Below are 21,040 nucleotides of genomic sequence, written 5' to 3'. Positions count from 1 at the left end.
TGGGTGGGGCGTGCCCCGTCTTACAGCGACCGGACCTTGCGGATCAGGACGGGCAGCAGCCAGGTGCCGGTCACCCCGAGGCGTGCGCCGGCCTCGGCCTGCCGGTCGGCGAGGTAGCGGGTGGCGAGGTCCACCAGGTAGAGCAGGGCGGTGATCTCGGCGCTGCCGGGCGCCACCCCGAACGGTTCGAGCAGCGCCGGGGCCTGGCGTACGGTCGCCTCGACCGCGGCCTGCGCGTCCACCCCGGCCTGGATCTGCCGCTGCAGGTCGTGGTGTACGGCGTCGAAGCCGAGCGGCACGCCGGGGGTGAACCGTTCCCAGTCCCAGATCAGCAGGGCGTCCTCGACGTTGGCCATGTTCCAGGGGGCCCAGTCGCCGTGCCAGGCGCCGTAGCGCAGGTTCAGCTCGGCGGCGTGCTCGACCAGCGCCCGCGCGGCCTCGAACAGCTGCGCCACCTCGGTCGCGGCCCGGCCGGAGCCCGCCGGGGTGTCCGCGACGAGCTGGCAGAGCCGGTTGCGCAGGTCCGCCCAGTACGGGCTGGTGGCCAGCCAGCCCTGGCTCAGGCCGCAGGCACCGGCCACCTCGGCCATGGCGCGCTGCAGCCGGGCCGCCGACAGCGGCACCCGCGGCTGCCACACCGGCAGCGCCGACTGGACCAGCACCTGCAGGCCGCGCCACTGCCCGGCATGCAGGATGCTCGGCACCACGACCTCGGGCAGCCGGACGTGCGACAGCGCGGACAGCGCCGCGGCCTCAGCCCGGACCAGCCGCCGGGTGAGCGGGCCGACGCCGAACTTGGCGAAGCCGATGGTGCGCCCGCGCGGGTCGAGCAGCTGCAGCACCGGCTTGCGGTTGGCGCGGGCCGGGCCGATGTGGATGCTGACGTGCAGCGGGGTGCCCAGCGCCTCGGACAGGAAGCGGTCGACCGTGTCGCCGCCGGTGTCCGGGCTGGTCAGCCGGACCCGGTCGCGGACCAGCGCGGTCCACGCGCCCGAGTGCAGCGCCATCGCGACGGCGTCGCGCTTGATGCGGCCGATGCGGCCCTGCGGCTCGGAGAAGCGGCGCACCGCGGCGGCGGCGACCCGGCGCGAGGCCGTGGGCACCAGCAGCTTGCAGCGGCGCGCGTCGGGGATGGCGAGGTACTCGACCACCCGGCGGCCCGGCGCGGCGGTCGAGCAGCCCGGGTAGAGCAGCTCCAGCACCTCGCGCAGGTACTGCCCGCGCAGCTGCGCGTCCCCGGGGGCGAGCTGCCCGGCGGGCGTGTCCAGCGCGGTCACGCGGCCACCTCGCCGCACGCCGTGGCCGTCCGGCGGTGGAGCCCGGTGGTCGGTTCGCCCATGCTCTCGCGCACGTCAGCTCCTCCGCTGGTGTCCGTTATGTCCCAGGGGCTCAACGGAGCGGGACACGATCTGGAAGCGGGAGTTGCGCCACAGCAGCACATATCCCAGGAAGGTGAAGGCCAGCGGCGTGACGAGCGAGTTGTACCAGAGCGCCGCGAGGAACGAGCCCACGATCGCGGCCGACGCGGCCAGCCCGATCGCCGAGCGGTCCCGCCGGAAGCGCCACAGCCCGTACCCGAAGAAGCCGAAGTAGGCCAGGGTGCCCGCCGCGCCGTGCGCGAACAGCAGCTGCCACAGCTGGCCGTTGCCGCCGACGGTGAAGTTGCCGCAGCGCTCGCAGGCCGCCGACTCGCCGACCGCGATCGACTGCCGGCCGCCCTGCGTGTTGCGCGTCGAGCCGAAGCCGAGCACCGGCGACTCCTGGAAGCCCGCGACCGCGTGCTCGGTGAGGAACATGCGCACCCCGTTGGACTTGCCGTTGTCCAGCCGCCGCTCGATCACCCCGCCCAGCGGGGTCGCGACCAGCGCCACGGCCAGCCCGGCCAGCACCACGCCCAGCGCGGCCAGCGCCCGGACGCGCCCGGCCAGCGCCTGGCGCACGGCGACGTACACCGCCGCCGCGCCCAGGCCGATCCACAGGCCGCGGTTGAGCGAGTGCACCACCGGCACCACGGACACGGCCAGCAGCCCGATCGCCAGCACCCGGTCCCGGGTGCGGGTCGGGTAGCCGAACACGGCCACCGCGAACCACACCACCAGCAGGCAGAAGTTGTTGCCCCAGGTGTTCGTGTAGCCCCACGGCGCGGCCGGGCGCGGCGCCGGATCGCCGACCAGCTCCATGATCTGCGCCGCGTACGGGTGGACCAGCGACTTCACGAAGCCCTTGCCGCGTACGCCGTCCGGCAGCAACATCTCCACCGGCGAGGTGAACTCGAAGTGCCCGGCGAACGTGCCGAGCAGCCCGCCCGCCACGGTCACCGCGAACAGCCAGCCGAGCAGGTTCACCAGCCGCCGCTGCGACAGCACGGCCGGGGACAGGTTGCCCGCGTACACCAGCAGCACGGTCAGCGCGGCGTACTGGCCGAGCTTGTAGGTGGGCGCGGTGATCCGCTCACCGAACGAGGCGGGCACCGTGCCCGCCGGGTCCACGTCGAGCACGGCGAACCCGGCCACGGCCACGCCGCAGAAGACCAGCCACAGCCAGAACGCCGGGGGCAGCCGGACCGGCATGCCCGACGCGTGGCGGCGGAACAGCTGCCACGCCATGGGCACCGCCATGATCGGGAAGATCAGCACGCCGAGCCCGAGCGCCCACCACAGCGGATAGAGCGCGAGCAGGGCGGTCAGCGGCCAGGCCGGCCCGAGCAGCCGCCGGACCCGCCCGGCCGGCCCGGCGGCCAGGGGCGGGGGCACGGCGTCGCCCGGCTGCGCCGGGGTGCGGACCGCGGCGCGGGCGACCACGGTCATGAGCGCTGGGCCTCGTCGAGTTCGGTCAGCGCGGAGGCGTCCAGCGGCGCCAGCATGATGGTCTGCTCGTCGGCGTGCGGCTTGTGCCCGTTGCTGCTGCCGTCGACCGGCGTCTCCTCGGCGGGGCGGGCCGGGGACTCGTCGGTCGCGGGCACGGTGTCCCCGCCGCGGCGGGCGCGGTGCGACAGGCGCGGCATCATCACCGCGCCGAGCAGCGGGGTGCCGACCCGGCGCAGCTGCTCGGCGGCGTCGGCGACCTCGGGCCGCCGGGTGCGGCGGGTCTCCACCGCGAGGATCGCCGCGTCGGCGAGGCTGGCCAGGCTCTGCGCGTCGGCGCTGGTGGCGGTGGACGGCGCCTCGACCACCAGGTAGTCGGCGTGGGCGCGCAGCGTCGCCACGATGTCGCGCAGCGCGTGGGACTGCAGCAGCCCGGCGGCGGTGGCGGTCCCGCCGGTGGTGATGACGTGCAGCGAGGGGGTACGCGCCGCGCGCTGCGTCGCCTCGGCCAGGCTCACCCGGCCCGCGAGCACGTCGGACAGGCCGGGCGTGGGCGCGACGCCGAGCAGCTTGGCCAGCGGCGCGGCCTCGGTCAGCGAGTCGGGCAGCTGCGCGCCGATGATGACCACCTCGGCCCCGGTGCGCGACAGCGCGGCGGCCAGGTTCGCGGCGACCAGGGTGGCGGCCGGGCCGCGGCTCGCGCCGGTGACCACGACGACCTGCTCACCGGGCCGGAACGCGGCCACCACCTCGTTGCGCAGCCGGTTGAAGGCCCGCCCGCCGGGACTGAACGGGGTGAACACCTCGGTGCACGCCGAGCCCTTGCCGGGCACCACGCCCAGCACGTCGACGCTGCTACGCAGCAGGTCCCGGCCGCCCCGGACGCGGCGGTCCAGGCGCTCGCGCAGCGCCGCCGCGCCGAGCCCGGCCAGCAGGCCGAGCAGCGCCCCGGCGGCGTAGTTGACCGCCGCGGTCGGCTTGACCGGACGGCTCGGCACCCGGGCCTCGCGGATGACCGCGCCCGCGCTGACCGTCTCCGTCGCGAGCTGGTTCACCTTGTTGTTGAGCTGGTTGATCTGGGTGACCGTGGTATCGCGCTGACTGTCCAGGGTGGCGTAGCTGGAACTCTTCGGGTTGACGCCGGACAGCTTGCCGTTGATCTTCGTCAGGTCCTCGGTCAGGTCCTTGATCTTGTCGCGCAGCGCGTCGGCCTGCCGGTTCAGCTCCGCCTTGGCGTTGCCCTCGCGGTTGGCCAGGTACGACTTGGCGAACGCGGTCGCCCCGGCCTGCGCCTGCTCGGGCGAGTCCGAGGCGTACTTGATCTGGAGCACCGCGGTGTTCGCGGGCACCTCGACGGACACCGCCGCGGCCAGCGTGTCCACGTCCTCGCGCTGGAGCAGCTTGGCCGCCCCGGCGACCACGGCGGTCGAGCGCATGAGCTGGGCCTCGGTGTCCAGGTTGATCTCGTCACGGGTGCGCCCGCCGGCCACGTTGGCGTCCAGCCCGGCCGGGCGCACCAGCACCGAGGCGGTGGAGACGTACTCGCGCGGCAGCGACTCGTTGTAGGCCGCGCCGCCGGCGGTGCCTGCCAGCGTCAGCAGCAGGGCGAGCCACCAGTGCCGGGCGACGAGGCCCAGGTAGTCGGTCATGTCGTACGTCGAGGGGGGTGGCCCGGCGTATGTCGCGTCCACTGCGTGTGGCCCTTCTCCGGCGGTATGCGTCCGGTGAGGTCAACGCCGCGACGGTAACGACGTAACTAGGCATATCGGCCCATACCGCCTGAGCTGGTGTTATAGCAGGTGGCGGCTAGGGTCAAGGTCAAACAAGATGTAACAGTGTTCTCGGTCTGAAACTCCGCAAACAAGACACAACGGTTATGATGCCTCAGAGGGTACGCAGAAACGGACAAATATTTTCTGAGTGCCCGCTCTTCGGGGGAAGGGGCGACCATGGGCAGAAGCCGAGTCGGCATCGCGGTCACCGTAACCATGTCCACGCTGGCCTCAGCGGTGCTGCTGGGACTGCTCGCCGGACGGCTCACCCCGCCGCCCGCGCGCATCCCGGTGTCGGAGGATTCCTACACCGTCAGCACCAGCCCGGGTGTCACCGCGGGCACGCAGGTCTACCTCACCGCGGGCGGCTACGACGGCGGCGCCGCGGTCAGCTACCTCAAGTTCGACGTCACCATGCCGGCCGGGAAGCAGCCGCGGAAGGTCTGGCTCTGGCTCGGCCGCCACAGCGGCACCCTGCCCGGGATCATCGAGCTGAGCCGGGTGCCCGACACCCGGTGGCACCAGGGCACCATCACCGCGGGCACCGCGCCCCGGCTGGGCGACGTGGTCGCCGGGGCCACCCCGGGCCGCTTCGACCGCGCGGTCGCCTTCGACGTGACCCGGGTCATCCGCCGCTCCGGGCGATACGCGTTCGCGGTGACCGCGCCGTTCCGCAACGAGGCCGCCCGCTTCGTCGCGGCCGAGGCCCACGGCAGCACCACCGGCGCGCCGACCATCACCTTCGAGTGGGACCCGCCGTCGCGCCCCGTGCTGCCCCCGCCGGTGGACGGGCCGTCGGCCACCCCGTCGGCGTCGCCGGGCGTGCGGCCGAGCACCACGCCCTGGCCGGGCTCCGGATACGAGCCCAGCGAGCAGCCGTGGACCGGCACGCCGTCCCCGTCCGTGCCCGTGCGGCCGAGTCCCTACCCGGCCGGCGGCTCCGGCCAGGAGACCGGCGCGTCGCCGAGCGCGTCGCCCATGACGCAGCCCAGTGCCGCCCCGACCGGCGCGCAGCCGGGGGACCGGCCCAGCCCGTACCCAGCCGGTCCCGCGCCGGACGTGCCGAGCCCGGTCCCCAGCGCACCCGGCCCGCGGCCCGGTGAGCAGCCCAGCCCGTCCCCGGAGCCGAACCCGTTCCCCGAGGAGCCAGCTCCGAGCACCGAGCCGAGCCCGGACCCGCTGCCATGGGAGCCCGGTCCCGGCGAGCCGAGCACCGGCCCGGCAGAGCCGAGCCCGGCCCCCGGTGAGCCCGGTGCCGAGCCGGTGGATCCGAGCCCGCTCCCCGGGGAGCCCAGCCCGGATCCCGTGGACCCGAGCCCGTTCCCGGGCGAGCCCGGCACCGAGCCGAGCCCCGGCCCGGTGGATCCAAGCCCGCTGCCCGGCGAGCCCAGCCCGGACCCGGTCGAACCGAGCCCGCTGCCCGGTGAGCCCGGCCCGTCGCCGAGCGACCCCGGCCCGTCGACGGCGCCGAGCGCCGGCGCCTCGCCCACGGCCGAGCCGAGCCCGGCTCCCGGACCGCCGAGCCCGTCCACCGCGCCGTCGGCCGAGCCGTCGCCGAGCGGGGACCCGAACGCGCCGGTGGACTGCGTCATCGGCCGGACCCTGGTGCCGACCTGCGGCGCGCTGTGGGGCGTGGCGCCGGGCGCGCACACCTCGCAGAACCGCATCCAGGCGCTGCACGAGTTCGAACGGCGCACCAACCGGCTCCAGGTCGTCTATCACGCGTACCACCGCGGCACCTCGCTCTTCCCGACCGCCGAGGAGCTGGCCATCACGCGGGACCCGGCGCACAAGCGGGTGCTCTTCCTGAACTGGAAGCCGCAGAACGTGAGCTGGGCGGGCATCGCCGCCGGGGACCGGCGCACCGACGCCTACCTGGACCGGCTCGCCGCGCACATCAAGGGCTCGCTGACCGACCCGTTCTTCTTCACGATGCACCACGAGCCGGAGAACGACGTCGTGCCGCGGCCCGGCTCCGGGATGACCGCCCGGGACTACGCCGCCGCGTTCCGGTACGTGGTCACCGGGCTGCGCGCCCGCGGGGTGGACAACCTGGTCTCGGTGATGTGCTACATGGCCTTCGTGCCGTGGAACGTCAAGGACTGGTTCGAGGAGCTGTACCCCGGTGACGACGTGGTGGACTGGGTCGCCTGGGACACGTACGCCTACAGCGACCCGGGCTACGGCTACGGCGACTTCGCGGAGATGATGAACCGCAAGTCGGGCAGCCGCAAGGACTGGCCGGGCTTCTACAACTGGGCCGCGCAGTCCTTCCCGGACAAGCCGCTCATGCTCGGCGAGTGGGGTGTCTGGCACTCCCGCAGCAACCCGCAGCACCAGGCGAGGTTCTTCGACTCGGCCCGCCTCCAGCTCGAACTGTTCCCGCGCCTCAAGGCACTGGTCTACTTCGAGTCGCCGAGCGCCGAGGAGGGCCGCAGCTCGATGATCGACATGACCCGCGAGGGCCTGAGCTCCTTCCAGGAGTTCAGCAGGCACCCCGCCTTCGACATCGTCACCGGAACCTCCGCCGGCTACACCCGCTGAAAAGGAAGGGCACCTTCTTAACGCTATGCGTTGTAGAAGGTGCCCTTCTTAACGTCTTCAGCTGCGCGGGTTGATCCAGCCCTCTTCGCCGAGGAAGGCCAGCACGGTCTCGACGGCGTCGTCGACGGTGCCCTCCGAGGTGTCGATCACCAGCTCGGCGTCGGTGGGCTCCTCGTACGGGTCGTCGATGCCGGTCATCCCCGTGATCTGCCCGGCCCGCGCGCGGGCGTAGAGGCCCTTGCGGTCGCGCTGCTCGCACACCTCCAGCGGCGTCGCCACGTGCACCAGCACGAAGTCCGCGCCCGCCGCCGTGGCCATGGCCCGCGCCGTGGCCCGCGCGCTGGCGTACGGCGCGATCGGGCAGCAGATCGCCATGCCGCCGTGCCGGGCCGTCTCCGCGGCCACCCAGCCGATGCGGCGGATGTTCAGGTCCCGGTCGGCCTTGCTGAAGCCCAGCCCGGCGGACAGCTCGCGGCGCACCACGTCGCCGTCGAGCACGGTCAGGCTGCGCTCGCCGGTCTCCAGCAGCGCGTCGGCCACGCCCCGGGACACCGTGGACTTGCCCGAGCCGCTCAGGCCGGTGAAGAACAGCACCACGCCGCGCTGGCGGCGGGGCGGGCGGGCCTTGGACAGCTCGCGGGCCACCGCGGGCGGGGTGTGCCACTCGGGCAGCGGCAGGCCGTCGTCGAGCAGCCCGGCGATCTCCTCGTCGGTCAGCGCGATGCGCTCGAACCGCTCGGGCACCTCGTCGCGGTCGCGCCACTGCCCGTCCCGGCTGTCGTAGACCAGCTCGCGCGGGATGAGCACGCGCGGGCCCGCGCCGGTGAGCGTGGTGGGCGTGCCCAGCAGGTGCGTCACGCCGTACGCGGCGGCGACCCGGGCCCGGATCAGCGCGTCGGTGACCTCGCTGCCCCGGCTGGTCAGCGGCACGGCCACGATGACCGGCTCGTTCATCCGGTCGCGGGCGGCCAGCACGCAGCGCACCAGCGCCTCGGACGGCAGCCCGTCCGGCCCCGGCACGCCGACCGGCACCAGCACCACGAGCTGCGCGTTGAGCTGCCGGGCGGCGTGGTTGAGCTGGGCGAGCTGCGGGCGGTGCAGCGGGCGGTCGGCGAAGAAGCCGAGCACACGCTGCGCGGTGAGCTGGCTCCGCACCACGTCGGTGGGCATCCGCAGGCGCGCGAACGGGGCCCGCCCGCCGTCGCCGTAGCGGTGGACCTCGCCGGCGACGCCGGACCAGCCCTCCCGGACGGGCCACACCTCGGCCACGTCGAGCCGGGCGATCGGCGCGCCCTCGGCGTCGGTCAGCACCAGCGGCGGCGCGTCGGCGACGTCGATACCGTCCAGCATGCCCGCGGGCACCTCGAGCTTCACCGGCAGCGGCCACGCCCGGCCGTCGACCAGGCGCGCGGTGGCGGCCACCGAGCGCAGGTCCTCCCGGCCCAGGAAGCCGCCGAGCGGCTCGTACGCACCCGCCAGCAGCAGCTCCAGGTCGGACAGCTCGGTCGGGTTCGGGGTCCACGTGGGTGCCCCACGCAGCGCCTCGTCTCCGATCACCCGTTCGCTCCGCTCGCTCACGTCCGCTCCTGCCTCCCCAGCGCCGGCCCCGCACGGCGTCACTTCGCCTCGCTCGCCGCCGCCGTCACGGCGCGCCGAGCACCTCACCACGTTCCGCAGGTGACAAGTGTGGCAGTAGCGCGCACCGCGGTCGAGTGCATCACCCCGTCGATGAGATCGTGCCGCGATTTCGAGCATGTTGCGCCCACCTGTGAAACCGTTGAGCGCAACCTGGGTGGCCGAAGGGATGATCCTCAGCCCGTGTTGCGCATCCCGGCGGCGATGCCGTTGACGGTGGTGAGCAGCGCCCGCTCCAGGGTCGGATCCGTGGTGGGGGCGCGCCGGCCGCCGGGCGCCGTGGACACCGCCCGGCCGGGCAGGCCCGCGTCCCGGTACTGCCGCAGCATCGCCACCTGGAGGTGGTGCAGCGGCTCCAGGTAGCTGTCGCGCACCCCGAGCGTGCGGCGCAGCACCGGCTGCGACTCCAGCAGCTCCGACTCCCCGGTGACGGCCAGCACCTCGGCGACGCTGCGGGCGTACTCCTGCTCGATGGTGGTGAAGATGGGCCGCAGCGGCTCGGGCACCAGCGTCTGCACGTAACCGCGGGCGATGGCCAGGTCCGTCTTGGCCAGCATCATCTCCACGTTGGACAGGAACGTGCCGAAGAAGTGCCAGCGCTCGAACATCTCCCGCAGGTGGTCGCCGAGGCCCGCCTCGCGCGCCGCGGCCAGGCCGGTGCCGACGCCGAACCAGCCCGGCACGATCTGGCGGGTCTGGGTCCAGCCGAACACCCACGGGATGGCCCGCAGGCCGCCCAGGCCCGCGCCGGAGTCGGGCCGCTTGGCCGGGCGCGAGCCGATGTTCAGCGCGCCCAGCAGCTCGGTCGGCGTCGCCGCCCAGAAGTACTCCGGCAGCTGCGGGTTCTCCACCAGCTCGCGGTACTTCACGAAGGCCGCGTCGGAGACGATGGTCATGGTGCGGTCCCAGCCCGCGAGCGCCTCCTCCGGCTGGCGCGGGGTGGTGTGCAGCACCGTCGCCTGGAGCACCGCGGCCACGGTCAGCTCCAGGTTCTCCCGGGCCAGCGCGGGCAGCGTGTACTTGTCCGAGATGACCTCACCCTGCTCGGTCACCTTGATCGCGCCGTCGAGCGTGCCGTACGGCTGCGCCAGGATCGCCTCGTGGGTCGGGCCGCCGCCGCGGCCGACCGTGCCGCCCCGGCCGTGGAACAGCCGCAGCCGGACGCCGTGCTTGGCGGCGATGTCACGCAGCGCGCGCTGTGCCTTGTGGATGGCCCACTGGCTGGTGGTGATACCGGCCTCCTTGTTGGAGTCGGAGTAGCCCAGCATCACCTCCTGCACGTCGCCGCGCGCCCGGACCAGCGCCCGGTACGGCGCGAGGCTGAGCAGCTCGTCCAGGATCTGCCCGCCGGCCTGCAGCTCGGCCACGGTCTCCAGCAGCGGCACGAAGCCGACCGAGGCGCGCGGCGCGTGCGGGTCCACCAGGCCCGCCTCCCGCCCGAGCACCGCCGCGGCCAGCACGTCGTCCACACCCCGGGTCATCGAGATGATGTACGACTCGACGACCTCCTCGCCGAAGCGCTCCTGCGCGGTGCGGATGGTGCCGAACACGTCGAACGTCTTGCGGGCCGCGTCGGTCAGCGGGCTGTCCACGCTGGACAGCGGCCGCCGCCCGGTCAGCTCCTTGGCCAGCAGCGCGATCCGCTCCTGGCGGCTCAGCGACGCGTAGTTGGTCACCTCGCCGACCTGGGCGAACAGCTGCGCCAGCACCGCGTGGTGCGCGTCGGCGTGCTCGCGTACGTCCATCGTCGCCAGGTGCAGGCCGAACGCGCTCACCGTACGGATCACCGAGGCGAGCCGGCCCACCGCGGTGAGCTGCCCGGCGTTGCGCGCCAGCGAGGCCCGCATCAGCTCCAGGTCGGCGATCAGGTCGCGGGTGCCGCGGTAGTCGCGGCCGGGCTGGTGCTCGGTGCCGTGGGCCAGCCGGGCGCGGGTGTTGGCCAGCTTCGCCCGGATGCAGCGGGCCTTGAGCCGGTACGGCTCCTCGGCGTTGACGCGGCGGAAGCGCTCGCCGACCTCGGGCAGCGCGTCCAGGTCCTTGGCCAGGCTGGCGGACAGGTCCAGGGACACCCCGCGCAGCCGGCGCGACACCGACACCTCGTTGATCACGTGCTCCAGCGCCGCCTCGACCGCGCGGATGCCGTGCTCGTGCTGCAGCAGCAGCACGTCCCGGGTGACCGTGGGCGTGACGTACGGGTTGCCGTCGCGGTCGCCGCCGATCCAGGTGCCGAAGGTGAGCGGGCGCGTGGTCGGCGCGGTGTCCACACCCAGCCGCTTGAGCGTCTCGGCCAGGTCGTCGAGCACCTGCGGGGCGGCGTCGTCGTAGAGGTCGCGCAGGTAGTAGACGGCGTTGCGGGCCTCGTCGGTCGGGTCCGGCCGGTCCAGCCGCAGCTCATCGGTCTGCCACAGCAGGTCGAGGAGCTCGGACAGGCGGCGGTCGTTGGTCGCGGTCTCGCCGTAGAGGGCCGACGCGGCGAACTCGCCGTCGAGCTGGTCGGCGATGCCGCGCAGCTTGGTCAGGATGGAGCGGCGCGCCGCCTCGGTCGGGTGCGCGGTGAACACCGGCCGGATCGCCAGCCGGCGGGCCGCCGCCGCGATCTCGGCGGCCGGCACGTTGCGCTCGGCGATCAGCTTGGCCGCGCCGTCCAGCCAGCCGCCGACCACCGCGCGCCGGCGCCGCAGCTCGCGCGCCCGGTGCACCTGCTCGGTGATGTTGGCCAGGTGGAAGTACGTGGAGAAGGCCCGCGCCAGCAGCGTCGCGGTGGAGACGTCCAGGCCGCCGAGCTTGACCGCGGCCGTGTCGGCGTCGCTGCGCACCAGCGCGCGCACCTCCTCGACCAGGTCGAGCAGGCCGCGGCCCTCCTGGCGGGCCAGCGTCTGGCCGAGCAGGCCGCCGAGGCGGCGGATGTCGGCCCGCAGCGCGGCGTCCGCGCCGTCCGCGTCGGCCGAGGCGCCGTCGACGTCCGGGTGATAGGTCAGCTCACTCACCGCGCGTTCCTTCCGTGGGTCCGAAGGACAGCGCTGTCCTGCGCAGGATGCTACTGCCCCCGCCCCCTATCCGCCCCTGTGACGCGGACCATCCCATATTTCGCGATCATTTCCCGCCATGATCATCCGACTTGCCTGGCAGGTGGGCGTATCCGGGCTCAAGATACGCCCACCTGCCTGGCAAGTTGGATGATCAAGCGGCCGGGCCGGGTCGGGTGGGCGCGCGGCCGCGGGAGGCGGTCAGGCGTTGTGGGGGGACCAGCCGCCGGCGGAGTCGATGATCTGGCCGGTGATCCAGTCGGCCTCGGGGGAGCAGAGCCAGCTGACGAGTTTGGCGGTGTCGTCCGGGGTGCCCCAGCGTTTGGCGGGGAAGCGGTCGCGGACCCAGGCGTGCGTCTCCGGATCGGCCCAGCCGGTGTCGTTGGGGCCGGGGTTGATCGCGTTCACGGTGACGCCGCGCGGCGCGAGCAGCACGGAGAAGTCGCGCGCCAGGTACTCGATGGCGGCCTTGCTCGCCGCGTACGCCAGCTCGCCGGTCATCGGGCCGAGCCGCTGCCCCGAGGTGAACAGCACGATCCGGCCCGGCCGGGCGTCGGCGTGCGCGGCGGCGTACGCCTGCACCAGCAGCATGTTGGCGCGCACGTTGACGGTCAAGTGCCGGTCGATCTCAGCCGGGTCCAGCTCGCCGAGCGGGGTGTGGGTGGAGTAGGTGTGGCAGGAGACCAGCGTGTCCAGCCCGCCGAAGCGCTCGATCGCGGCGGCGACCAGCGCCTCCGGGCCGCCGGGCGCGGTCAGGTCGGCGGGGTGCCAGAACGCGCCGAGTTCGGCGGCGAGGGCGGCGGGGTCGCCGCCGGGCAGGCCCTGCTCGGCGTCGTACGACGGCAGGCCCGTGAGCATGACGCGGTATCCGTCCGCGGTGAGCCGCCGGGCCACGGCCGCCCCGATGTTCGTGCTGCGCCCGACGCCGGTCACCAGCGCCACGGGCCGACTGCCAAGATCGCCAATCATCGCTGAACCATAACCACGTTATGTAGATGGAATCTACGTGGATTCCATCTACATAACGTAAGCGCAGGTCAAGCGCGTACGGCAGCCGCTCGGCAGTGCGTGGCAGCGGCCGGGCAGCGGCGGCGCAGCGGTCCGGCAGCGGCCTGCCGCAGGCTTCTCGGCGTACCCCGCCCCGCCCGGCCGCCCACTGCGGATCCTCCGGGCCGGAGGCTTATTCCGAACGGAAAGAGGAACCTCTCATGCGACGTGCTCTCGCGGCCGTTGTCCTCGGTGGCGCGCTGCTCGCCACCGCCGCCTGCGGCTCCGCCGCGGACCCGGGCGCCGCGCCCGCCGCGTCCTCCGCCGCGCCCGACTACTCCGCCAACACCAAGCAGGTGTGCGGGGCGCTGGAGGAGGTGCTCGCCGGTAAGACGCTGGAGGCGGAGACCACCAAGGCGGTGACCGACGCGGTCAAGGGCAAGACGACCGAGGCGCAGATCGACAAGGCCACCGTGGACGCGATGAAGAAGGTCTTCACCAAGTGGGCCGACGGCATCGCCGCTGAGGCCGCCAAGGCGGAGGACCCGAAGCTGAAGGCCGGCATCCAGGCGTTCGCCACGGCGCTGAAGGCCGAGGCCGCCAAGATGAAGACCATCGACGACGCCGACACGATGATGGACGGCTCCGAGATCGAGAAGGCCGGCGCGGAGATCGACAAGTTCTGCGCCTGACGCCGTCCGGGCCCGCACTTTCGGGGAAACCGCACCGATTCCGGCCGCCGGAGCTGCAGTTTCCCCGAAAGTGCAGGCCCAGCGGGCGACGCCACCCGGGGTGCCGGCGGCGCGTCGGAAAGTCCTGGCGGGTGGGTCGGGCATCGGGGGTAGGCTCTGCGGTGGAACCCCGTACCTGCCTGGTTGCGGGGCTTTCGCCGTGGCCGCCACGGCCCGTGCGCACCGGGCGGGAAGGCGCTCACCGTGAACCTCACCGGACTCCTCGAAGCCGCACTGACCGACCCCGCGCTGGCCCGTGCCGTCGCGCTGGCCCGCACCGAGCCGCAGCTGGACCTGACCGCGCCCGCGTCGTCCCGCCCGTTCCTGGTGGCGGGCGCAGCGCGGCAGCGGCCGGTGCTGGTGGTGACCGCGACCAGCCGGGAGGCGGAGGACCTGGCCGAGGCGCTCGGCGAGTTCCTCGACCCGGCCACCGTGGCGGTGTACCCGGCCTGGGAGACGCTGCCGCACGAGCGGCTGTCGCCGCGCTCGGACACCGTCGGGCGGCGGCTGGCGGTGCTGCGCCAGCTCGCGCACCCCGAGGGGCGGCCGCTGCGGGTGATCGTCGCGCCGGTGCGCAGCATGCTGCAACCGCAGCTCAAGGGGCTCGGTGACCTAGAGCCGGTGGACCTGCGGCCGGGCACGGCGGCGCCGCTGGACGAGCTGACGCACACGCTGCACGATCTCGCGTACGCCCGGGTGGACCTGGTGACCAAGCGCGGCGAGTTCGCGGTGCGCGGCGGCATCCTGGACATCTTCCCGCCCACCGACGAGCACCCGTCCCGGGTCGAGTTCTGGGGCGACGAGGTGGAGGAGATCCGCACCTTCGCCGTGGCCGACCAGCGCACCATCGACAAGTCCGACCGGCTGTGGGCCCCGCCGTGCCGCGAGCTGCTGCTCACCCCGGACGTGCGGGAGCGCGCCGCGGAGCTGGCCGAGCAGTATCCGGCGCTGGAGGAGATGCTCACCAAGCTCGCCGAGGGCATCCCGGTCGAGGGCATGGAGTCGCTGTCGCCCGCGCTGCACCACGGCCGCGACTCGATGCAGCTGCTGCTCGACTGCGTGCCCGCCGACTCGCTGGTGCTGCTGGCCGACCCGGAGCGCATCCGCACCCGCGCCCACGACCTGTTCCGCACCTCGGAGGAGTTCCTCCAGGCGGGCTGGGAGGCGGCGTCCGCCGGGGCGAAGGCCCCCATCGACCTGGGCGCGGCCGCGTTCAAGACCCTGGCGGAGGTACGCCAACACGCCGCCGACCTGGATCTGCCGTGGTGGACCCTGTCCCCGTTCGGCCTGGTGGAGACCGAGCGGCCGGTCGACGAGCCGTGGCGGGACGCGCCCGCCGTCGACGTCGCGCCGGACACCGGCACCGTGCTGACCTGGGCGGCGACCCAGCCGACCGTGTACCACGGCGACACCGCGAAGGTGGTCGCCGACGTGAAGGGCTGGCTGGCCGAGGGCTGGCGGGTGGCACTGGTCTTCGAGGGGCACGGCCCGGCGCAGCGCTCGGTCGAGGTGCTGCGCGACGCCGGGGTCGGCGCGGTGCTCGCCGACCGGATCAGCTCCCTGCCGGAGCCGAACCAGGTCGTGGTGAGCTGCGGCCGGCTGCGGCAGGGCCTGGTCGACGAGGCCGCCAAGCTCGCCGTGATCACCGGGGCGGAGATCTCCGGCGGGCGCGGCACGGGCACCCGCGAGCTGGGCCGGATGCCGTCGCGGCGGCGCAACACCATCGACCCGCTGGAGCTGCGCGCCGGTGACTTCGTGGTGCACGAGCAGCACGGCATCGGCAAGTACGTCGAGCTGGTGCAGCGCAAGGTCAACGGCGCGGACCGGGAGTACCTGGTCATCGAGTACGCCGCGAGCAAGCGCAACCAGCCCGGCGACCGCCTGTTCGTGCCCACCGACGCCCTCGACCAGCTCTCCCGCTACGTCGGCGGCGAGCAGCCGACCCTGCACAAGATGGGCGGCGCGGACTGGCAGAAGGCCAAGGCGCGCGCCCGCAAGGCGGTCCGGGAGATCGCCGCGCAGCTCATCCAGCTCTACGCCGCGCGCCAGGCCGCGCCGGGCCACGCCTTCGGCCCGGACACGCCCTGGCAGCGCGAGCTGGAGGACGCGTTCCCGTACCAGGAGACCCCCGACCAACTGTCGGCGATCGAGGAGGTCAAGGCCGACATGGAGAAGTCGGCCCCGATGGACCGGCTGATCTGCGGCGACGTCGGCTACGGCAAGACCGAGATCGCGGTGCGGGCGGCGTTCAAGGCGGTGCAGGACGGCAAGCAGGTGGCCGTGCTGGTGCCGACGACGCTGCTGGCGCAGCAGCACTACAACACGTTCTCCGACCGGATGGCGCAGTTCCCGGTGGTGCTGCGGCAGCTGTCGCGCTTCGCGACGCCGAAGGAGGCCGAGGAGACGCTGAACATGGCCGCCGAGGGCCGCGCCGACATCATCATCGGCACCCACCGGCTGATCCAGAAGAGCACCCGGTTCAACCGGCTCGGCCTGGTCATCGTCGACGAGGAGCAGCGCTTCGGCGTCGAGCACAAGGAGCGCCTCAAGGAGATGCGCACCAACGTGGACATGCTGACCATGTCCGCGACGCCGATCCCGCGCACCCTGGAGATGTCGATCACCGGCATCCGGGAGATGTCGCAGATCACCACCCCGCCGGAGGAGCGCCACCCGGTGCTGACCTACGTCGGGGCGTACGACGACAAGCAGGTCGCCGCCGCGATCCACCGCGAGCTGCTGCGCGACGGCCAGGTGTTCTACCTGCACAACCGGGTGGAGACCATCGACAAGGCGGTGCGGCGCATCCGCGAGCTGGTGCCCGAGGCTCGGGTGGTCGCGGCGCACGGGCAGATGGGCGAGGAGGCGCTGGAGAAGGTGATGGTCGGCTTCTGGGAGAAGGAGTACGACGTCCTGGTCGCCACCACCATCATCGAGTCCGGCATCGACATCCCGAACGCGAACACGCTCATCCTGGAGCGCGCCGACCTGCTCGGCCTGGCGCAGCTGCACCAGATCCGGGGCCGGGTGGGCCGCGGCCGGGAGCGCGCGTACGCGTACTTCCTCTACCCGCCGGAGAAGCCGCTCACCGAGCACGCGCACGAGCGGCTGGCCACCATCGCCCAGCACACGGAGCTGGGCGCGGGCATGTACGTGGCGATGAAGGACCTGGAGATCCGCGGCGCGGGCAACCTGCTCGGCGGCGAGCAGTCCGGCCACATCGAGGGCGTCGGGTTCGACCTGTACGTGCGCATGGTCGGCGAGGCGGTGCAGCAGTTCAAGGGCGGCGGCGCGGCGCAGGAGGAGATCGCCGAGGTCAAGATCGATCTACCGATCGACGCGCACCTGCCGCACGACTACATCGACTCCGAGCGGCTGCGGCTGGAGATCTACCGCAAGCTCGCCTCGGCCCGCGACGCGGCGGCGCTGCAGGAGGTGGTGGCCGAGCTGACCGACCGCTACGGCGAGCCGCCCGCGCCGGTGGCCAACCTGGTCGCCGTCGCCAAGCTGCGGATGACCGCGCGGGAGTACGGCCTGACCGAAATCTCGCTGCAGGGCAAGCACGTGCGGTTCAGCCCGCTGGAACTGCCCGACTCCAAGCAGCTGCGGCTCAAGCGCTACCACCCCGACGCCGTCTACAAGACGGCGAACTCGCAGGTCAGCGTGCCCACGCCGATGACCCGGCGGGTCGGCGGCGAGCCGCTGCGCGACCAGGCGCTGCTCGACTGGTGCGCTCAGCTGCTCAAGGACGTGCTCGGATGACGAAGCGGTGGACGGTGGTGGACACGCCGGTCGGGCCGCTGGGCCTCGCCGTCGACGACATCGGGCTGTGCCGGGTGCTGTTCGGCGCCCAGGACGTGCCGGTCGAGGTCGATCCGCTGCTGGACGAGGTCGCCGAGCAGTTGCGCGCGTACTTCGCCGGGGAGCTGGTCGAGTTCACCGTGCCCGTGTCGATCCGCCGCGGCAGCGACTTCGAGCGGGCGGTGTGGGCGCAGCTGTCCCGCATCCCGTACGGCGAGACGCACACGTACGGCGAGGTCGCCCGCGCGGTCGGCGAGCCGGACGCGGCCCGTGCGGTCGGCATGGCCTGCAACCGCAACCCGGTCGGCGTCGTGGTGCCCTGCCACCGCGTCGTCGGCGCGGGCGGCAAGCTCGTCGGCTTCGGCGGCGGCCTCCCCGCCAAACGCCACCTCCTCGAACTCGAAGCCCGCGTCCGCATGGAACACGACTGGCTCGCCTGACCCACCCACCCGCGCAGGCTGCGCGGGCCGCGCTCCAAGATCCGGGTCCAAGATCGCCCGACTTGCCTGGCACATGGGCGAATGCGCGCTCAAGATACGCCCGTCTGCCAGGCAAGTCGGACGATCATGGGGAGGCCGGACGGGCCGGGAGCGCCGGGCCGGGCGGGTGTCGACGGGCACGGAAAAGGCGGGCTGCCCGAGGGCTGCCCGCCTTTCGCGTCGGTCGGTCGGTCAGGAGTGGCGGGGGCGGGTGAGGGTGGCGATGACGGCCCAGCCGACGGCGAGGGCGGCGAAGCCGTAGCCGTAGGCGGGGTAGTCGATCGGCGGGGTGCCGATGAAGAAGTCCTGCAGCCAGCCCGCGCCCGCGGTGGCCGCGGTGGCGATCGCCGCGCCGAGCACGGCCACGGCCAGCACCGGCACCAGGCTCGATCCGCTCTGCACCGCCACCCGCTCCGGACCGGCCTGCCGGGGGATCAGCGACTTCGCGCCGCGCGCGGCGAAGGCCAGGAACACCAGGTCCACGGCGATCGCGCCGGCCAGCAGCAGGAACGGCGGGATGGACTTCGGGAAGCCGGTGCCGGCCAGCAGACCCCACATGACCAGGCGGTACGCCAGGTAGCTCGCGGCGATCGCGGTGGCGGTCCAGCGGGCGCCGATCAGCGCACGGGCCGCGACCAGGGTCAGCAGCGCCGCGCCGACGATCCAGGCCGGATACACCCCCGGCCCGACCGGGAGGGCGAAGCCCTGTACGGCGATGTCGTCGACCTGGCGGCCGATCTGGTCGGCGGCGAACTGCAGCAGGATCGGCTCGGCGGTGGGCGCCCCCGCCCGCCACGACTCCAGCGAGAGCACGCCGTACTCCTGGTGCTGGCTCGGGAAGAGCACGTTCTCCAGGAAGAAGCCCCAGATCGCGGCGCTGACCAGGATGCGCGCCCGGCTCGGCGGCGTCGAGATCCAGTAGCCGCGCGCGACGCCGAGGAGCATGAACGCGGTGCCGATGTACAGCAGCGCGTGGCTCGGGCTCCACGCCGTGATGTCCAGCCCGTTGATCCGGTGGTTCAGGATGTCGATCGGGATGGCCACCAGGAAGGTCGCGGTGCCGCCGACCATGAGGCGCTTGGCGAGCGCGTCCACGCCGACGTTGTGGTACGCCTGGAACAGCACCAGCACCACCACGATGACGGTGCCCGCGGTGTTGAGCAGGTGCGGCGGGGCCAGGTCGTCGCGCAGCCACTTGAAGTGCCACGACATGTCCCAGCTCGAGCCGAGCATCTTCAGGAAGAAGGCGGCCAGCCAGAGCCGGTAGACGGCGGCGACCACCGCGGGGGCCTGCACCGCGTCGGGCCCCGTGCGGGCCAGGTCCACCCAGGCCGAGGTGGTGCGGGGAAGCGTCTGCGTCGTCACGGGCGGAATTCTGCCCTGCCGATGCCTGTTTACGGACCCCCCGAACACCTGAATCGACCCTGAGATCTCCCGGAGACACCGTTCGTGAGAGAGTTGCCGGGTAAGAGCGTGTCTCTGGAGGATCCCGTGCGCCGTCTGACCGCCGCTGCTGGCCTTGTCGCCGCCATGCTGGCCCTGGCCGCCTGCCGGTCGAACCCCAACGTCGCCGCGTACGTGGGGGACACGACCATCACCGAAGACCAGATCACCAAGCTGCACGACCAGATCAAGGCGCTGCCGAACATGACCGCCGAGCAGCTGCCGGAGCGGTCGCAGGTGGTGCAGATCCTGGTCCTGGACAAGGTGTGCCAGCGCGCCGCGCAGACCGCCGGGGTGACCGTGCCGCCGCCGCAGGTGCCGGCCGGCCAGCCCGAGCTGGTCGAGATCCAGGCCCGGATGGAGGCCTGCAAGCAGGCCCTGCCGGCCAAGGCGGTCCAGCCGACCGACGCCGACCTGCGCGAGGTGTACGACAACGGCGTCGCGGTCGGCGCGATCAACGCGGCCGACCCGGCGAACGCCTTCGACCAGGTCAAGGACCAGCTCGCCGCGGGTGGCCAGGTCGCCGCCGCGCTGGGGCAGCGCCAGCAGCTGGAGCAGGCCGCCGAGTCGCTGGGCGTGTCCATCAACCCGCGCTACCGGACGCTGGCCATCCCGCTGCTGTCGTTCAACCAGGGCCCGGCGGTCACCGCCGACCTGGGCCAGCAGTCGTCCACCGCGGTGACCAACAGCTGACGGTGTCCCGCCGGATAGTCCTGCTCGTCACCTCGCCGCGGATGCCGGCGGGGCTGCTCACGGCCGCCGCCTGGGATCTCGTCCGAGCCCACCCGGTGCTGGCCGGTGCGGAGAGCGAGACCACGCACGCCCTGCGCACCTCGGGCGCGGCGGTGACCGTCGTGCCCGAGCCGAACGCCGCGCTGCTGCTGGACGCGGCGCAGCCGGTCGCGGTGTGGCTGGCCGGGCCGGGCGGTGACGAGTTCCTCGCCCGGGAGCTGGGGCTGCGCCTGGCGCGCGAGCCCGGCCTGGCCGAGCTGGAGCTGATGTACGGCTCGTGGGACCCGCCCGGCGCGCGCCTGCTGGACGCGGTCGCGGTGACCGAGCGCCTGCAGGCCCGCGACCCGTGGCGGGCCGAGCAGACCCACCGCACCCTGGCGAAGTACCTGCTGGAGGAGGCGTACGAGGCGTACGACGCCATCGTCGCCGGGGACCACGCGGCGCTGCGCGACGAGATGGGCGACGTGCTGCTGCAGGTGCTGTTCCACGCGCAGCTCGCCCAGGAGCTGCCGGAGGGCGCCGCCTGGAACGTCGACGACGTGGCCGGGGACTTCGTGGCGAAGATGATCCGGCGCAACCCGCACGTCTTCGCCGGCACCCCGGTCGAGGACGTCGACGAGATCATCGCCAACTGGGAGCGGATCAAGGCCGAGGAGAAGGGCCACGCCGGCACGCCGGGGGACGCCGCGCTGGACGGGCTCACCTGGTCGCTGCCCGCGCTGACCCTCGCGGCGAAGATCCTCACCCGGATCCGCCGCCACGACCTGCCCCTGCCTGAGCCGTCCGACACGCTCGGTGGGCACCTGCTCGCCCTGGTCGCCGCCGCCGGACCCGACACCGACGCGGAGGCCGCCCTTCGCGAGGAGCTGCGCCGCTACGCCGCAACGCTCGCCGACCGGGCCTGACTCGACGACGGCGGCAACACGCCGGTTGCCTGCGCAACCCCTGTGTTGCCACCCCGCACGCCACTGCCCACCCCGCCGACCACACCCCTGCCGCGCGACGCGCCGAGCCGCCCTTCCGGCCGCCGCCCCTGCCGCGCGACGCGCCAAGATCGCCCGACTTGCCTGGCAAGTGGGTGGTAGA

The 21,040-nt window shown here is 73.4% G+C and carries 13 protein-coding genes; 6 read left to right on the top strand and 7 right to left on the bottom strand.

Features of this window, described 5'->3' with window-relative positions:
* Positions 1-20: 20 nt before the first annotated feature.
* The 3 genes from Cba03nite_RS02885 to Cba03nite_RS02875 form a co-directional block, all read right to left on the bottom strand.
* Positions 21-1,277, bottom strand: coding sequence for a hypothetical protein (locus Cba03nite_RS02885; RefSeq protein WP_239125421.1), 1,257 nt, complete (start codon positions 1,275-1,277; stop codon positions 21-23).
* Positions 1,278-1,352: 75 nt separating this feature from the next.
* Positions 1,353-2,807 (bottom strand): O-antigen ligase family protein, encoded by a 1,455-nt coding sequence (locus tag Cba03nite_RS02880; protein ID WP_239125420.1) that lies wholly within the window; start codon positions 2,805-2,807, stop codon positions 1,353-1,355.
* Entirely contained in the window at positions 2,804-4,495 is a 1,692-nt protein-coding gene (locus tag Cba03nite_RS02875; protein ID WP_239125419.1) for a lipopolysaccharide biosynthesis protein, read from the bottom strand. The genes Cba03nite_RS02880 and Cba03nite_RS02875 overlap by 4 nt, the downstream gene beginning before the upstream one ends.
* A 258-nt stretch (positions 4,496-4,753) precedes the next feature.
* Between Cba03nite_RS02875 and Cba03nite_RS02870 the strand changes: the two genes are divergently transcribed.
* Complete coding sequence (locus tag Cba03nite_RS02870) at positions 4,754-7,120, top strand: CBM96 family carbohydrate-binding protein (RefSeq protein WP_203741450.1); 2,367 nt, start codon at positions 4,754-4,756, stop codon at positions 7,118-7,120.
* A gap of 57 nt (positions 7,121-7,177) precedes the next feature.
* Here Cba03nite_RS02870 and cysC read toward each other — a convergent pair whose 3' ends face one another.
* The 3 genes from cysC to Cba03nite_RS02855 all read right to left on the bottom strand — a co-directional run bounded on the left by cysC (position 7,178) and on the right by Cba03nite_RS02855 (position 12,750).
* Positions 7,178-8,698: an adenylyl-sulfate kinase gene (gene cysC / locus Cba03nite_RS02865; protein WP_239125418.1), complete on the bottom strand. Its 1,521-nt coding sequence runs from the start codon at positions 8,696-8,698 to the stop codon at positions 7,178-7,180.
* Between the two features lie 233 nt (positions 8,699-8,931).
* Positions 8,932-11,742 (bottom strand): phosphoenolpyruvate carboxylase, encoded by a 2,811-nt coding sequence (ppc, locus tag Cba03nite_RS02860; RefSeq protein ID WP_346111746.1) that lies wholly within the window; start codon positions 11,740-11,742, stop codon positions 8,932-8,934.
* Positions 11,743-11,982: 240 nt separating this feature from the next.
* Complete coding sequence (locus tag Cba03nite_RS02855) at positions 11,983-12,750, bottom strand: SDR family oxidoreductase (RefSeq protein WP_203741447.1); 768 nt, start codon at positions 12,748-12,750, stop codon at positions 11,983-11,985.
* Positions 12,751-12,989: 239 nt separating this feature from the next.
* On the opposite strand from Cba03nite_RS02855, the gene Cba03nite_RS02850 reads away from it, so the two are divergent.
* From Cba03nite_RS02850 to Cba03nite_RS02840, 3 genes are all read left to right on the top strand, one after another.
* Positions 12,990-13,460 carry a hypothetical protein gene (locus Cba03nite_RS02850; RefSeq protein ID WP_203741445.1) on the top strand — a complete coding sequence of 157 codons (471 nt, stop codon included), beginning with the start codon at positions 12,990-12,992 and terminating at the stop codon, positions 13,458-13,460.
* Positions 13,461-13,703: 243 nt separating this feature from the next.
* Entirely contained in the window at positions 13,704-17,261 is a 3,558-nt protein-coding gene (gene mfd / locus Cba03nite_RS02845) for a transcription-repair coupling factor (RefSeq protein ID WP_203741443.1), read from the top strand.
* The gene (locus tag Cba03nite_RS02840; RefSeq protein ID WP_203741441.1) at positions 17,258-17,740 is read left to right on the top strand and encodes a methylated-DNA--[protein]-cysteine S-methyltransferase; all 483 of its coding nucleotides are present in this window, start codon (positions 17,258-17,260) and stop codon (positions 17,738-17,740) included. The genes mfd and Cba03nite_RS02840 overlap by 4 nt, the downstream gene beginning before the upstream one ends.
* Before the next feature lie 231 nt (positions 17,741-17,971).
* Here the strand turns inward: Cba03nite_RS02840 and Cba03nite_RS02835 are convergent, their stop codons facing one another.
* The gene (locus tag Cba03nite_RS02835; protein ID WP_203741439.1) at positions 17,972-19,144 is read right to left on the bottom strand and encodes a hypothetical protein; all 1,173 of its coding nucleotides are present in this window, start codon (positions 19,142-19,144) and stop codon (positions 17,972-17,974) included.
* A gap of 126 nt (positions 19,145-19,270) precedes the next feature.
* Here Cba03nite_RS02835 and Cba03nite_RS02830 point away from each other — a divergent pair, with 126 nt between their 5' ends.
* Both Cba03nite_RS02830 and Cba03nite_RS02825 read left to right on the top strand, forming a co-directional pair.
* The gene (locus Cba03nite_RS02830) at positions 19,271-19,915 is read left to right on the top strand and encodes a hypothetical protein (RefSeq protein ID WP_203741437.1); all 645 of its coding nucleotides are present in this window, start codon (positions 19,271-19,273) and stop codon (positions 19,913-19,915) included.
* A gap of 2 nt (positions 19,916-19,917) precedes the next feature.
* Positions 19,918-20,859: a nucleoside triphosphate pyrophosphohydrolase gene (locus Cba03nite_RS02825; RefSeq protein ID WP_203741435.1), complete on the top strand. Its 942-nt coding sequence runs from the start codon at positions 19,918-19,920 to the stop codon at positions 20,857-20,859.
* The last annotated feature ends 181 nt before the right edge of the window (positions 20,860-21,040 follow it).

This window comes from Catellatospora bangladeshensis, from assembly GCF_016862575.1.
GTDB classification, from domain to species: domain Bacteria; phylum Actinomycetota; class Actinomycetes; order Mycobacteriales; family Micromonosporaceae; genus Catellatospora; species Catellatospora bangladeshensis.
This window is presented reverse-complemented; position numbering and strand designations above follow the sequence as displayed.

Bases quoted from the DNA above. Each gene is read 5' to 3' on its own strand.
- Cba03nite_RS02880 (WP_239125420.1), bottom strand. From the start codon at position 2,807: ATGACCGTGGTCGCCCGCGCCGCGGTCCGCACCCCGGCGCAGCCGGGC.
- Cba03nite_RS02870 (WP_203741450.1), top strand. From the start codon at position 4,754: ATGGGCAGAAGCCGAGTCGGCATCGCGGTCACCGTAACCATGTCCACG.
- Cba03nite_RS02855 (WP_203741447.1), bottom strand. From the start codon at position 12,750: ATGATTGGCGATCTTGGCAGTCGGCCCGTGGCGCTGGTGACCGGCGTC.
- Cba03nite_RS02850 (WP_203741445.1), top strand. From the start codon at position 12,990: ATGCGACGTGCTCTCGCGGCCGTTGTCCTCGGTGGCGCGCTGCTCGCC.
- Cba03nite_RS02840 (WP_203741441.1), top strand. From the start codon at position 17,258: ATGACGAAGCGGTGGACGGTGGTGGACACGCCGGTCGGGCCGCTGGGC.